The sequence below is a fragment of the Liquorilactobacillus aquaticus DSM 21051 genome, from assembly GCF_001436755.1.
GTDB classification, from domain to species: Bacteria; Bacillota; Bacilli; order Lactobacillales; family Lactobacillaceae; genus Liquorilactobacillus; species Liquorilactobacillus aquaticus.
Map to the genome: position 1 here is coordinate 132,974 of NZ_AYZD01000015.1, position 15,199 is coordinate 148,172.

Below are 15,199 nucleotides of genomic sequence, written 5' to 3' on the forward strand. Positions count from 1 at the left end.
TCATTCATTAAGGAGGTGAAAAAATGGATGCATTGAAATCAGTTTTTAAATTCATGCTGGCCAGCACCTTGATCGTGGGCGGTGTCTTAATTGGAGGGACAATTTTTGCCGCTAAAAGAATTGACTCTCTGGGAGAGAAACTCAGAAAGATAATCCACTAATTTGTAAACTCCAGCATAGGAGGTGATGAATTGCCAATATGGAAAAAAACTTTCTTAGCCTTAGTTGGCCTATTGCAGATTCTCATTGGTATTCTTGTGATACTGCATACCTACTACTTTGATCTAAGCGAAATTTACGCTTTGAATCAGTGGTTATCTGACACCGAATCGGGGCAACTAGCATTACTCACTAGCCAAGTTTTTATCATTTTAGTAGGTTTAGTTTTTCTGGGAATTGCTTTATTCAGCCATCGGACTTCGAATCAGCTCGTAATTTTTAAAGATCATACGAATCAGCTCATGATTGATCGTTCTGCAGTTGAGCGAAATTTACGCCTTGCCCTTTCAAAAGAATATGAAATAGCAAATATTGATATTAAGCTCAAGCTCTTAAGAAACAAACGACAGGCTAAAGTTAAGATTACAGGAAATTTAATCAACGAATCTGATTTAGACGATTTAGAGAAAAATATTTCAAAAACAATTCAGGATAATCTTGAACAAGTCTTAAATATTGGAGTAAAACATCTGACTTTAAAACTTTCACCTTATAGTGATGGCGATAAAGTAACGGTTATATGAGGGAGGGAGGTTTAATGAAATTAAGTTATGTCGGGGCCATCATTGGTCTGCTAATAAGTGTTGCATGGATTGCTTTTGGTTTTTGGAAAATGTTAATTATCGCGATTGCGATTGTGATAGGCGTTTCACTTGGCGCATGGCTGGACTTGCAGGGAATAACTTTTAAGAACCTGCTCGTTAAATTATTAAACAAACTAACTAACTAATCATAGGAGGAAAAATAATGGCAATGAATAACAATGGTGAACAATTGAAGACGAAATTAACTTTTGATGATCAAGTTATTAAAAAAATCGCGGGAATTACAGCAAATCAAGTTGACGGTGTTATTTCACTTGATGGCAATGTTTTTAGTGAGTTAACTGACCGTCTTACACCTGGTTCAGACTCGACAAAGGGTATTGACGCAGATGTTGGTGAACAACAGGTTTCATTAAAGTTAGAAGCTACAATTGAGTATGGTAAAAATGCGACACAAATTTTCAAGGAAGTGCTAGGCAAAGTAAAACAAGCCTTAAAAGAAATGACAGGCCTAACATTGGTAGAATTCGAGTTGCATATTAATGATGTGAAAACCAAAGCTGAAATAAAGAATGAAGACAGTTCTAAATAGTGAAACTTTATAGTTTAGAAACCAAGTTTTGATTTGTTTTAGTAATCCCCTTCTGGCTGCAATGTTTTATTGCAGCCAAAGGGGGTTTTCTCTCTAAACTTTTTGATGCGCTTTTGAATTTTTTATTATTCCACAAATGAAATGATATTTGCACTGCTGCTCAGAATTATCCACTATACTGAAGGAGACATAAAAATGACAATTTATGATTTCGAAGTAACGTTAGACAGCGGCGAGCGCTACTCTCTACAACGTTATGCCGGTCATCCGCTCTTAATCGTTAATACTGCTACAAAATGCGGTCTTGCCCCTCAATTTGGAAAACTCGAACAATTGTATAAAGAATACCAAACCGAAGGATTAATTGTCTTAGGTTTTCCTTCAAATCAATTTCACCAAGAAGTGAAAAATAGCCGCGAGGCTGCGGAAACTTGTCGTACAACTTATGGAGTTACGTTTCCCATGCACCAGATAGGTGATGTCAACGGTGAAAAAGCTTTACCATTGTTTAAGTATTTAACCACAAAAGAAAACGGGATGCTCGGTAAAGCGATTAAGTGGAATTTTACAAAATTTCTAATCAATAAAGAGGGTATTCCAGTTAAACGGTATGCCCCCACTACTGATCCTTCAAAAATTGCAATTGATATTGAACGATTGTTTTAAAAAAATCGAACAAATTATCTTAATAAAAAATTGTTTGTTGCTACTCTTCTTTAAATATGGCTCCAAAGCTTTTTCAAATCTCTCTTTGCTTCTGTAGCTTTCCCAGAAATTATTTTTTACTTAATTATCAATGCAAAAAATATTTGTCTAAGTCCCTACAAAAGTGGTAGTCTATTAGTATGCATGTTAACTCTGCCGCTCACTCCAATTACATTTTAAGTATTGGTAATATGCAGCACAGCTTCTCTGCTTTTGTATTCATGCTTAAATATTGCTTCATTAATAAGGGGGAAATTAAATTGCGTCTTATAGACAGTGGTACCACATGGATTTTTTTTATGGCCATGTTGGTGTTTATGGTTAGCGCAGTTTTTTTGATTGTTTTTTCAACAAAAAATAGACATTATAAAAAAACGATAACAATGTTTATCTCATCTTTCATTGTTACACTTTTTTGCATACTTTCGCGTACTCATCTTCTGAGAGCAACTCTGCTGTGTCTTTTTATATTGTCAATATCTGCTGTTTTACAAAGAACCGTTAAAAAACACCATATCTTAAGAAAATGGAGAATTACTAAACCATTAATAATTTTAGGTGCCGTACTATTATCATTGAATATAACTGAACTTTTTTATATCCATTCACACAAAAAAGAAGTCCCAATTGCTAGAATAAGCAAAACCAATAAACATTTAGAATATTTGCGGTCAAATCACAAACAGAAACCGCACTTTGAAGGACCGTATAAATCAGTTCACCATACCCCCAAAATACAAGATGATTAAACTACTTATTTGTTGTCAAAAAATAAAAACCTCTAACAAGTGATGAATAAATTTATCACTTGTTAGAGGTTTTTCCATTGTAGTATTGCTAAAAAAAGCAACTCTCGGAATTGTTTTTCAAAAAAGCAAAAATTTTTTTATAGCTAAATAACTAGAATAAAGAAACTCCAATATTCTTTTTTGTCTGCAAATCATGACAAGATGTCTACAAAAAGCAACCTTTTTCTAACAATTGCTGCTTTTGGTATTGTATTTCGTAGACCGACATATTATACTTTGGTTGTTAGTTAATTGCTATCTAACACTAGGCTATGAGTTGGGTTGCTCATTGCCTTTTTTTGTGTATTAATTTTTCTTTAACAATTGACCTAAAAAAAAGCCAGCACCAGGCTGACTTCTTAAAATTCTATTTTGGTTATGAACAAAACTCAACTCGACTTATCTCATACTTAGTGAAGAGCTGTAATGAAAGCAAATATTCCAAAAAAGATACCAGGAAAATTAGCCCAGAATACTGGCCAATCACGATTTTTTTTGAAGTACGCGTAAACACACCAAAATGTACAGTTTACCGCAGCAACTAATGGTTGAACCGGATTACCATAATTCCCCTGTAAATTGCTCATAATCTGTGGAATATATGATACGTACATCAATACTGCTAAAACTGTTGCAACTCTTCCTAAAATACGGATAAACTTAGTCTCTTGTTCCAAAAAAAGAACCTCCTCGATTTAACATTACCTAGTACACATAACAAATTGTATAAGCTTATCCCATATAATGCAAATACATAAAAAACACTAGAACACAGAGAGATTAATTTTCGAAACTTTTAGTAAGCATAATCACACGATGCAAAGAAAAATAAAAATCACAAAACTATTGTTCTTCATCTGTTTTTAAAACAGCCATAAAAGCTTCTTGAGGTACTTCTACAGTACCAACAGACTTCATCCTCTTCTTACCCCGCTTTTGTTTCTCTAACAGCTTAGCACGTCTATCAGGATCTCCTGTATGAATACGAGCAGTAACATCTTTGCGATAAGCCTTAATATTAGTTCGAGCAACTATTTTTGCTCCAATTGCTGCTTGAATAGGAACCTCAAAGTTTTGCCTTGGAATGATTTCCTTTAAGCGAGATGCGATAGTTCGTCCGCGTTCTGCCGCAAATTGTCGATGAGAAATAAAACTTAAAGCATCAACTTTGTCCCCATTCAACAAAATATCGATCTTAACAAGATCACTTGGGCGTGTTCCGTCTAGGTCATAATCAAGAGATGCATAACCGCGTGTGCTTGATTTTAATTTATCAAAAAAGTCAAAAATAATTTCTGATAGTGGCATTTCGTAAATTACATTTACTCGATACTCATCAAGATAATCCATCGTCAAAAAGTTCCCGCGTTTCCGCTGACATAATTCCATTACAGATCCCACATAGTCATTAGGAACCATGATTGTTGCCTTGACGAAAGGCTCGTTAATTTGTTTGATCGTTGAAGCCTCTGGCATTGCAGCTGGATTATCAACCTTCTTATGTGTCCCATCGGTCAACTCAACATCATAAGTAACAGAAGGAGCAGTTGTGATCAAATCCATATTAAACTCACGCTCTAGTCTCTCCTGAACAACATCCATGTGCAATAATCCCAAAAATCCACAGCGAAATCCAAATCCTAACGCTTGCGAAGTTTCTGGTTCAAATTCAAGGGCCGCATCATTCAGCTGTAATTTTTCCAGCGCCTCGCGCAGATCATTGTACTTAGCATTATCTGTTGGATATAATCCTGAATAAACCATTGGCGCCATTTCACGATAACCTTCAAGTACCTTTTCAGCTGGATTGTCAGCATTGGTAACAGTATCACCAACACGCGTATCCTGAATATCCTTGATACTGGCAGTTAAGTACCCCACATCCCCAGCCATCAGAACTTCTCTTTTTAAAGGTTTAGGTGAATTAACACCAACTTCAGTCACTTCATACTCAGTTTCAGTATTCATTAACCGAATACGGTCACCAGGCTTAACAGTACCTTCAAAAACTCGAATGCTTAAAACAACACCACGATAGTCATCATATACTGAATCGAAAATCAAAGCTTTCAAAGGGGCACTCAAATCACCTGTGGGAGCTGGGACATCATGCACAACTTTTTCCAAAATCTCTTCAATTCCAATCCCCTGCTTAGCACTGGCAAGAACTGCTTCAGATGCATCTAAGCCAATTACATCTTCAATTTCTTGGCGTATTTCCTCTGGACGCGCAGATGGGAGATCTATCTTATTAATTACCGGAACAATTTCAAGGTCATCATCAATGGCCAAATAAACATTAGCCAAAGTTTGAGCTTCAACACCTTGAGCAGCATCGACAACCAACACTGCCCCTTCACACGCAGCTAAACTTCGTGAAACTTCATATGAAAAATCAACATGCCCCGGGGTGTCAATTAAATGAAAAATGTAGGTTTCGCCGTTTTTAGCATGATAATGCAATTCAACAGCGTTTAATTTAATTGTTATTCCGCGTTCTCTTTCAAGATCCATTGAGTCTAAAAGCTGATTCTGCATTTCACGTTTTGAAACCGTATCAGTCATTTCAAGTATTCGATCTGCTAAAGTTGATTTACCATGATCTATATGAGCAACAATGGAAAAATTGCGAATGTGTTTTTGACGCTCTTTCATTTTTTCAATATCCATTCGTATTTCCTACTTTCTTTCTACCAAACAATAGTTCATAATCTAAGCTCAATTATACCAACACGGACTAGCAAATACAATTAAGCTCAAACCAATCATCTCGCTTAATAAAAAGCCTTGAAATACCCAAATAATGGGACACCTCAAGGCTCCTTATTCCAAGTTTAAATTAACGTTTCTTGCGTTTCTTTAATTTCTCAAAGAAAGATTCTTCCCCTGTAACCTTTTCGCCACTAGCTTCCGCGAAAGATTTTAAGGCTTCTCTTTGCTTTTGATTAAGATTTTTAGGTGTTTGAACTTTTACCGTTACGTGTTGATCGCCATTTCCATCACTGCGCAGCTTGGGAGCTCCTTTACCGCGCAAACGGAATGTCGTTCCTGTTTGTGTACCAGCAGGAATTTTCATCTTGACATCACCATGGACAGTCTTAACCATAACTTCATCACCTAATGTTGCCTGTACAAAACTAATCGGAAGACTAAAGTAGATCTCAGGTCCTTCACGCTTGAAAGTTTTACTTTGCTTAACATTGAAGACAATATACAAGTCACCATAAGGTCCTCCATTTTGGCCAGCCTCACCTTGGCCCTGAAGACGCATTTGATTGCCATCCTCAACACCCGCTGGGATATTAACCTCGACTTTATGCTTCTCACGAGTAATACCTTCGCCGTTACATGTTGCACATTTTTCCTTAATAATTTTACCTTTTCCATGACAAACATCACATTCTTGTTGTGTCATTACACGCCCCAAAGGTGTTTGACGAGCAACTTGAATCACACCAGTTCCATTACACTTAGAGCAAGTATCAGCTGAAGTTCCCTTCTTAGCGCCGCTCCCATCACATGTTTTACATAACGCGTTGCGGGTGTACTCAATACTTGTTTTTTTACCAAAAATAGCTTCCTCGAATGTGAGCGTCATTTCATACTGAAGATCACGACCTTGGCGTGGAGCATTGCGTGAGCGCGATGAAGAACCACCACCAAAAAACGAACTGAAGATATCTTCAAAACCACCAGCTCCGCCACCAAAATCATTAAAACCACCGAAACCGCCAGCTCCGCCGCCAAATCCTTGTTGGCCACCCATAGAACCATATTGATCATATTGTGCTTTCTTTTGTGGATCACTTAGAATTTCATATGCTTCATTTACTTCCTTGAACTTTTCTTCTGCCCCCGGTTCTTTATTTAAATCAGGGTGATATTTCTTGGATAACTTCCGGTATGCTTTTTTAATTTCAGCAGCTGAGGCATCTTTTGAAACGCCTAAAACCTCATATGGATCTCTGTTTTCTGCCATTTTTTTCCTCCAATAATAATAAGTAAGAAGTCTAACTAGGACTAGCGTACCATAAGCAATGCTAAATAAAAAGTCAAAGTCCGTACCGGCCTTTGACTTTTCATTTACTTGTCCCTGCGACTATTTTTTATCGTCTGGGTCGACCTCTTTAAAGTCACCATCAACAGTACCATCATCTTTATTATCGCTCTTCGCAGCATCACCATCTTTACCGGCTTGCGCTTGTTGCGCTTCTTGTGCTTGTTGATAAAGTTTGACTGACAAGTCTTGAATAATCTTGTTCAGATCGTCCTTTTTAGACTTCATGTCGTCAACATTATTAGCTTCTTGGGCTTTCTTCAAAGCATCACGTGCTTCTTCTGCTTTTTTGATTTCTTCGTCAGAAACCTTACCTTTAACATCTTTCAATGTCTTGTCAGTTGTAAAGAGTAACTGATCAACTTCGTTCTTCAAATCAACTTCTTCTTTACGTTTTTTATCATTATCTTCGTTCTCTTTAGCTTCTTTAACCATTCGTTCGATTTCTTCATCAGAAAGACCAGATGAACTCTTAATAGTGATCTTCTGCTCTTTATTTGTTCCCAGATCTTTGGCTGAAACATTCACAATACCATTCTTATCGATATCGAATTTAACTTCAATCTGAGGAACTCCACGTGGTGCAGCAGGAATATCTGTTAATTGGAAACGACCAAGTGTCTTGTTATCTGCAGCCATAGGACGCTCACCTTGCAAAACATGAATGTCGACAGCTGGTTGATTGTCTGCAGCAGTTGAGAAGACTTGAGATTTGCTTGTAGGAATAGTTGTATTTCGATCAATCAATTTCGTAAATACACCACCCATTGTTTCAATTCCCAGTGATAATGGCGTTACATCAAGCAAAACAACATCCTTAACATCACCAGTGATAACTCCACCTTGTACTGCAGCCCCTAAAGCAACAGCTTCATCAGGGTTAACGGATTGATTTGGTTTGTGGTTTGTTTCAGCTTCCACAGCTGCTTGAACAGCTGGAATACGTGTTGAACCACCAACTAAAATAACTTCATCAATATCAGACATTGTTAAGTCTGCGTCCTTTAAGGCATTACGTACTGGAATCTTTGTCCGCTCAACTAAATCTGCTGTTAATTCATCAAATTGAGCACGAGTTAATGTTTTTTCTAAATGCAATGGACCACTTTCACCTGCTGTGATAAATGGTAAGCTGATTTGTGCACTCGAAATACCAGAAAGATCTTTCTTTGCTTTTTCAGCTGCATCCTTCAAACGTTGCATTGCCATCTTGTCATTCGATAGGTCAATTCCATTTTCTTTCTTAAATTCATCAATCAACCAATCCATGATTTTCTTATCGAAATCATCACCACCAAGGTGTGTATCGCCATTTGTTGAAAGTACCTCGAACACACCGTCACCTAACTCAAGAATTGAAACATCAAACGTTCCACCACCAAGATCAAAGACCAAAATCTTCTCATCCTTGTCAGTTTTATCAAGACCGTAAGCCAAAGCAGCAGCAGTTGGTTCGTTAACAATTCTTTCAACCTTCAAGCCTGCAATCTTGCCAGCATCTTTAGTTGCCTGACGTTGTGCGTCATTGAAATATGCTGGAACTGTGATAACAGCTTGTGATACTGATTCGCCTAAATAGGATTCAGCATAGTCCTTAATGTATTGAAGGATCATTGCTGAGATTTCTTGCGGCGTATATTCTTTGTCCTCAACTTTTACTTTGTATCCAGCTTCACCCATGTGGCGCTTAATGGACGCAACTGTGTTAGGATTTGTAATTGCTTGACGTTTTGCAACTTCACCAACCTGTGTTTCACCATTTTTAAATGAAACAACAGAAGGAGTAGTACGATTTCCTTCAGGATTCGTAATGATCTTGGCTTCCTTACCCTCAAGAACAGCAACGGCAGAGTTGGTCGTTCCTAAATCAATACCAATAATCTTTGACATATACTCTCAACCTCTTTTATTTATTTTTTTATTGAGCAACTACGACCATGGCTGGTCTTAGTACTCGATCTTTTAACATATATCCATCTTGAAACACTTCAACAACAGTATCTGGCTTTTGTCCATCCTCAGCTTGGACTGACTTAACAGCTTGATGCTTTGTCGGGTCAAAAGGCTGACCAAGTGCTTCAATTTTGACAACATTGTTAGATGTCAATGCCTTTTCCATATCTTTATAGACAAGTTCAATACCTCGTTTGATCTGCTTCGAGGCTTCGTCTTCCACTTCAATCTTTAAAGCTCGATTCAAGTTATCAATCACAGGCAATACGTCTTTTGCAAGACTTTGACCGTCATACCTAAGCAACTTCTCCTGCTCTTTTTTAAAACGAGTATGCATGTTAGCCATTTCAGCTTCAGCACGAAGATATTTGTCTTCCACTTCATTATACTTTTGTTCTAACTCGGCCAGCTTTTTTCGCAGGTCTTCGCTATCATTATTTTTATCTTCGGGCTTCTGCTCAGAAGCCTCTGTATTTTCTTCCTCGTTTTGAGCAGAAACTTTTTCCTTCAGCTTACTTTTATTTTCAGCCTCAGCCGTCTTGTTTTCTGCTTGCTTCTTTTTAAAAATTTTCTTACCCAAATTTTCACTATCTTGTGTATTCTTTTTATCCTCATTTTTCTTTGCGGACAAGTGAACACCCCTTTTCCTTATTCATCGTATGCATTATAGTAATCCAACAACCTACTTGCCACTTCTTCACGCAATGTACCTAGCAATCCAATCATTTTGGAGTAGGGCATATTAGTGGGGCCTAACAAAGCAATCAAACCCTTGCCATGCTGATTAACATCATAGGTTGCCGAAATCAAACTATAGTTTGCCAAAGAGCTGTTGGTCAATTCATTGCCAATCTTGACTTGAATGTTTTCACCAGAATTGCCAATCAAATCATTAATATCATCGTAACGATCAATCAATGAATATAAGGTTTTAATTTGTTCAATATCGCCACTCTCGACAAAATTCAACATATTCAGCTTCCCACCAATGAAGAACTGGTCTTGAGCAGCTTTATCTAAAATTCTGCCAAAAACATCTAAAAAGCCCCCTGGTTGATGAACATAATGTAATAGTAGCGGTATACTCTCTTGTAGTTTGTCAACTACTTGAGTAATCGGCAGTCCAACAACCTGATCATTAATGACACGTACCATTGCTTCAAGCTCTTCACCACTAATATGCTTAGGAAGGTTGAAGATCTGACTCTCGACCGTTCCGTCACTCATAGCCAGAATAACCATAACACGCTGCTTTCCCATTGGCATAACTCTGAAACCTTGTAAAAAAACATCCTTAGACTCAGGTTTGAAAGCAATCGCTGTGTAATTGGTCATTTCCGATAAAATTTGTGCTGATTCCGCTAAAATCTCATCGCTCTTAAAGAACTGACTGCCAAAAGATGTCCGAATACTCTCAAGCGTCTGCTTATCGATTGCATCAGGTTTGACCAAATTATCAACGTAATAGCGATATCCCTTCAATGAGGGCACTCTTCCAGAGGACGAATGCTCCTTGTTAACAAGTCCAAGTCGCTCTAACACTGACATCTCATTTCGAATAGTCGCTGAACTGACATGCATCGGTAACTGACGCTCCAAAGCTTTTGATCCTATTGGCCGACCAACATCAGTATAGTCTTGAATAATTGCTTCAAGGATCAATAACTGCCTTTCCGTTAGCATCACAATCACCTCATTTGACACTTAGCACTTAGCCTTATTGAGTGCTAAGTCAATTATTAATATACAAGAAGTTTTCTGATAAGTCAAGAATAGTCAATAAATATCAATCATAAACACAAATTTATTTTTCTTTAAAATAATTTATTGTATTCTCTTTATCTCTTTCTAACTGCCTTATCAAGCCTTGCACGTCGGAAAATTTCTGTTGCTCACGCAATTTGCAATACCATTGAACAACTGTTTCTTCTCCATATACCATTTGAGAAAAATCAAATAAATTTATTTCAACCGTTTGTTTCTGCCCTTCGCCGAAAGTTTCGTTTCTTCCAATAGACGCCATTCCGAGAACTGTTTTTCCCACAATCGTTACCTTAACAGCATAAATTGCTTCACTTGGAATACGCTCACTGTTCGAAATATTCAGATTAATTGTCGGAAATCCAAGCTTCCGCCCACGCTGTTTACCATGAACAACCACACCTGTGTTTTGGTAGGTATAACCTAATAATTTATTGGCATTTTCCACTTCTCCTGCATCAATATACTTTCGAATGACCGTTGACCCGACCTTACTTCCCCCTTTTTTTAAGTGAGGGACAGTAATAATTTCAAATCTCTTTTTACTGTACTCAGTCAATGTCTGCATATTGGCAACATTCTTTTTTCCATAAGTATAATCTTCACCAGCAACCACTGCAGCAGCGTTCAATCCAGCCATATATTTATCCACAAATTCTTGCGGCCCCATAGAGGAAATTTTTTCATTCAAGGCTACGATATAAGTTATATCTGCTCCTAACTTGACGAACAATTCAAGTTTACGTTTTAGAGGTGTGAGGTATCTCACACTACTTTGAGGAACATTTTGAAAAACAATTGAAGGATGTCTATCTAAAGTCATCACTGCCAATTTTAGGCCTCGTTTTTTTGCTTCAGCTTTCGCTTTTTTTATTACTTGCTGATGACCTAGATGAACGCCATCAAAAAAGCCTAATGCCAACACTATGGGTGCTGAATTTACATTTTTTTCATTAAATGGTTCATCTAAATAAATTACTTGCACGTTAATTTTCTCCTTCAGTCAAGTCAATCATTTGTTCAGGTTGATAACGTTCTTTTTCTTGATTAAAACAATAAAGAGCCCTAGCCTGATTAGTGTACATCAAAACAATTGTCGGCCGATTTTCGCCCCCCAAATACTTAGGACTTAAAAAGCCACCGTTTTTCACGATTCCCCACTGTGTATCTGTTAATGTATAGTGTGGATATTTTTTTAAAGCATGATCAGCTGGAAAGAGCTGCCCTTCGAGCTCACCTTTTTCAACTGCTTCTTTCAGATCATCCAACTTAACGGCCTGACTAATCGTAAATCCACCGCTTGCTAACCGTGTCAGATCTGACATCACAGCTGGTACTCCAAGTCTTTTACCTAGATCAACTGCAAGCGTTCGGACATACGTTCCCTTTCCGCACCCAACTTCAAATTGAATTTTTTGCTGCCCTTTTTCAGTTTTAAAAGTTGAGTTATTGATCTGTTTAAAATAGTTAACAATGATTTTTCTACGCGGCCTTTCGACGGTTTCGCCCGCGCGCGCATAGTCGTAAAGTCGCCGTCCCCTGACCTTGATTGCAGAGTACATTGGTGGAATTTGGATTAATTCCCCAGTTAAGGACTGCATTGCCTCATTGATCACGTCAGTTTCAAATGGTTTTGTTAACTTCCGCTCTGCAATGACATCACCTTCAAGATCTTCGGTCGTGGTGGCGAAGCCTAAAGTAATCTCGCCAATATAAATTTTCCCTGAGTCCATCAAGTAATTGACGACTTTGGTAGCTTTTCCTATACAGATAGGCAACACTCCATCGACATTTGGATCCAAGGTGCCGCTGTGACCAACACGTTTCGTTTTAAAAATCCTGCGACATTTAAAAACACAATCATTGCTAGTCATGCCGCGCTCTTTGTACAAAGGTACGATGCCGTTCATATTTTTCCTCCCAGAAACACACTAATGTTTTTTTACTTTACTACAAAAAAGAAGGTGGAATCAACTCCACCCCTTCTTTTTAATATTCAAAAACACGGGACTTAGCTCACTTTAAACAACATTATTCTTTTGAATGATGAAGCTTGTTTAGGAGCCGATCAATTTTGTCACCATACTGAACAGATTCATCACGCTCGAACCTTATCTCAGGTGTCACATAAATGCTCAGTCTAGCCCCCAATTCTCGTCGAATCAAACCTGTTGCCTTATCCAAACCGATCTGTGTTTTTTCGCCATCAGATGCAAGCTCAGACAAGATGCTGTAATAAATTGTTGCCTGCTGCAAATCACCAGTCACTTCAACCCCTGTAACCGTGACGCCTTGGACACGCGGATCACGGACTCTTTTCATTAAGATATCACTGACCTCTTTTTGAATCTCTTGGGCTAAACGCCCAACACGGTAATTTTGTGCCATTATGTTTTCCCCCTCACAATATAACGTTTTTTTACTACTCAGCGGGAACTTCTTCCATAATGAAAGCTTCAATTTGATCTCCGACCTTGATGTCATTATATTTTTCAATCATCAAGCCACATTCAAATCCTTGTTTAACCTGCTTAACATCATCTTTAAACCGCTTCAAACTCGCAAGCTTGCCTTCATAGATGACTATTCCTTCTCGAATAATACGAATTCCGCTTTCACGTTGGATATAGCCATCAGTTACATATCCACCACCAATCGTACCAAGTTTCGATACCTTGTAAGTCTCACGAATTTCAACTTGCCCCGTAACCTTTTCTTGATAAACCGGTTCAAGCATTCCTTTCATAGCAGTCTCTATTTCATCAATAGCTTGATAGATAACACGATGCAAACGAATATCCACCTTGTCGCTATCAGCTTGAGATTTTGCTTGTGGTGTCGGACGGACGTTGAATCCGATGATAATCGCATTCGATGCTTCCGCCAAGGTAACATCACTTTCATTTATTGCACCTGCTGCTTGGTGAATAATATTTACTCTTACACCCTCAACTTCAATTTTTTTCAAACTGCCTGCTAAGGCCTCAACTGAGCCTTGAACATCAGCCTTGATAATCACATTCACTTCCTTCAATTCTCCTTCTTTAAGAGAATCGAACAAGTTATCCAAAGTGACGTGATGTGTATTACTGCGTTCTTTTATCAAAGCCCTTTTAGCCCGCTCTTCACCAGCTGCACGTGCTGTCTTTTCATCCTCAAAAACAATGAAACGATCTCCAGAATCTGGGACATCATTCAACCCAGTAATCTCGACAGGAGTCGCTGGCAAAGCCTTTTGAATCTGCTGTCCTTTGTCATTGATCATTGTTCTAACACGTCCAAATGCATTTCCAACAACGATTGGATCACCGACATGTAAAGTACCTTGTTGGACTAATAGCGATGCAACTGTTCCTTTACCCTTGTCAAGCCGTGCTTCGATAACAGATCCAGCACCATGCTGTCTTGGATTTGCTCTGAGTTCAAGAACCTCCGCTTCAAGGAGGATCATGTCCAGCAGTTCATCGAGATTCTTTCCAAATTTGGCTGAGATTTCAACAAAGATTGTATCCCCGCCCCAGTTTTCAGGAATTAATTCATATTCCGCCAGTTGTTCCATCACATGGTTAGGATTTGCGCCTGGCTTATCAATTTTATTAACCGCCACGATGATTGGTACTTCGGCCGCTTTAGCATGGTTTATTGCTTCGATTGTCTGTGGCATAACACCATCATCAGCTGCAACAACTAAAACAGTGATATCCGTAATGTCTGCCCCACGTGCACGCATGTTCGTAAACGCAGCATGTCCAGGGGTATCAAGGAATGTTATTGTCTTACTATCATGTTTTACCTGGTAAGCACCAATGTGTTGTGTTATTCCACCAGCTTCTCCTTCAGTCACATGCGTATGACGAAGCTTGTCCAGTAATGTTGTCTTACCATGATCGACATGTCCCATAATAGTAACCACAGGTGGTCGTGGAACAAGATGCTTTTTGTTTTCCTGTTCTTCTTCAAAAAATTTATCAATATCCGCAACATCGACTTCAATCTTTTCTTCGGCTTTGATCCCATAATCAGCTGCTAAAATTTCGATTGTGTCTTTATCTAAGGACTGATTTTGGTTAACCATAACGCCCATCATAAATAACTTTTTGATTATTTCAGCCGGTTCACGGTGAATTTTTTTGGCAATATCTGCAACATTCATACCGACCGTATAAACAAGAGTTTCTGGCAACGGACGATCCTTGCGCGGTGGAACTGCAGGTTTCTTATTTTCTTGACGTCGATTTCCCTTTTTATTCTTACGTCTCTTTTTATTGCTGAACTTATTTTGACCATATTGATTATAACGATTGTTTCCGAAACGATTATTACTTGAACGATTTCCCTGACTCTGACGTTGACTGTTGTTATTGTTGTTGCTGTTATGGCTCTGTTGAGTATTGGTACTGTGATTTTGCTGATTGCTGCTGCGGTTTTGTTGGGTATTGGTACTATGATTTTGCTGATTACTGCTGCGGTTCTGTTGAGTATTAGTACTATGATTTTGCTGATTACTGCTACGGTTCTGTTGAGTATTGGTACTATGATTTTGCTGATTACTGCTGCGGTTCTGTTGAGTATTAGTACT

15 protein-coding genes are annotated in these 15,199 nt (G+C 38.3%); 5 read left to right on the plus strand and 10 right to left on the minus strand.

The window, feature by feature from the left end; translation table 11 throughout:
- Positions 1–23 precede the first annotated feature (23 nt).
- From FC19_RS11610 to FC19_RS04040, 5 genes are all read left to right on the plus strand, one after another.
- Positions 24–161 (plus strand): hypothetical protein, encoded by a 138-nt coding sequence (locus tag FC19_RS11610; RefSeq protein WP_164478840.1) that lies wholly within the window; start codon positions 24–26, stop codon positions 159–161.
- Positions 162–191: 30 nt separating this feature from the next.
- Positions 192–743 carry an alkaline shock response membrane anchor protein AmaP gene (gene amaP, locus FC19_RS04025; RefSeq protein ID WP_057875707.1) on the plus strand — a complete coding sequence of 184 codons (552 nt, stop codon included), beginning with the start codon at positions 192–194 and terminating at the stop codon, positions 741–743.
- 14 nt (positions 744–757) lie between these two features.
- Positions 758–949, plus strand: a complete 192-nt coding sequence (locus tag FC19_RS04030) for a DUF2273 domain-containing protein (protein WP_057875708.1) — start codon at positions 758–760, stop codon at positions 947–949.
- Positions 950–966: 17 nt separating this feature from the next.
- Positions 967–1,356 carry an Asp23/Gls24 family envelope stress response protein gene (locus tag FC19_RS04035; protein WP_057875709.1) on the plus strand — a complete coding sequence of 130 codons (390 nt, stop codon included), beginning with the start codon at positions 967–969 and terminating at the stop codon, positions 1,354–1,356.
- A gap of 195 nt (positions 1,357–1,551) precedes the next feature.
- Entirely contained in the window at positions 1,552–2,022 is a 471-nt protein-coding gene (locus tag FC19_RS04040) for a glutathione peroxidase (protein WP_057875710.1), read from the plus strand.
- Between the two features lie 1,237 nt (positions 2,023–3,259).
- On the opposite strand, the gene FC19_RS04050 is transcribed toward FC19_RS04040, so the two are convergent.
- The 10 genes from FC19_RS04050 to infB form a co-directional block, all read right to left on the minus strand.
- Positions 3,260–3,526 (minus strand): SemiSWEET family transporter, encoded by a 267-nt coding sequence (locus tag FC19_RS04050; protein ID WP_057875712.1) that lies wholly within the window; start codon positions 3,524–3,526, stop codon positions 3,260–3,262.
- Positions 3,527–3,692: 166 nt separating this feature from the next.
- Positions 3,693–5,519: a translation elongation factor 4 gene (gene lepA, locus FC19_RS04055; RefSeq protein WP_057875713.1), complete on the minus strand. Its 1,827-nt coding sequence runs from the start codon at positions 5,517–5,519 to the stop codon at positions 3,693–3,695.
- Positions 5,520–5,688: 169 nt separating this feature from the next.
- Positions 5,689–6,828, minus strand: a complete 1,140-nt coding sequence (dnaJ, locus tag FC19_RS04060; protein WP_057875714.1) for a molecular chaperone DnaJ — start codon at positions 6,826–6,828, stop codon at positions 5,689–5,691.
- Between the two features lie 120 nt (positions 6,829–6,948).
- Entirely contained in the window at positions 6,949–8,796 is a 1,848-nt protein-coding gene (gene dnaK, locus FC19_RS04065; protein ID WP_057875715.1) for a molecular chaperone DnaK, read from the minus strand.
- A 28-nt stretch (positions 8,797–8,824) separates the two neighbouring features.
- On the minus strand, positions 8,825–9,427 hold the full coding sequence (grpE, locus tag FC19_RS04070; protein ID WP_057875982.1) for a nucleotide exchange factor GrpE: 603 nt from the start codon (positions 9,425–9,427) through the stop codon (positions 8,825–8,827).
- 80 nt (positions 9,428–9,507) lie between these two features.
- Complete coding sequence (gene hrcA, locus FC19_RS04075; RefSeq protein ID WP_057875716.1) at positions 9,508–10,542, minus strand: heat-inducible transcriptional repressor HrcA; 1,035 nt, start codon at positions 10,540–10,542, stop codon at positions 9,508–9,510.
- Positions 10,543–10,663: 121 nt separating this feature from the next.
- Entirely contained in the window at positions 10,664–11,605 is a 942-nt protein-coding gene (gene ribF / locus FC19_RS04080) for a riboflavin biosynthesis protein RibF (RefSeq protein WP_057875717.1), read from the minus strand.
- 1 nt (position 11,606) lies between these two features.
- Complete coding sequence (truB, locus tag FC19_RS04085; RefSeq protein WP_057875718.1) at positions 11,607–12,530, minus strand: tRNA pseudouridine(55) synthase TruB; 924 nt, start codon at positions 12,528–12,530, stop codon at positions 11,607–11,609.
- Positions 12,531–12,651: 121 nt separating this feature from the next.
- Positions 12,652–13,008, minus strand: a complete 357-nt coding sequence (rbfA, locus tag FC19_RS04090; RefSeq protein WP_057875719.1) for a 30S ribosome-binding factor RbfA — start codon at positions 13,006–13,008, stop codon at positions 12,652–12,654.
- A gap of 34 nt (positions 13,009–13,042) precedes the next feature.
- The coding region (gene infB / locus FC19_RS04095) for a translation initiation factor IF-2 (protein ID WP_057875720.1) at positions 13,043–15,199 on the minus strand (2,157 nt) is incomplete at its 5' end.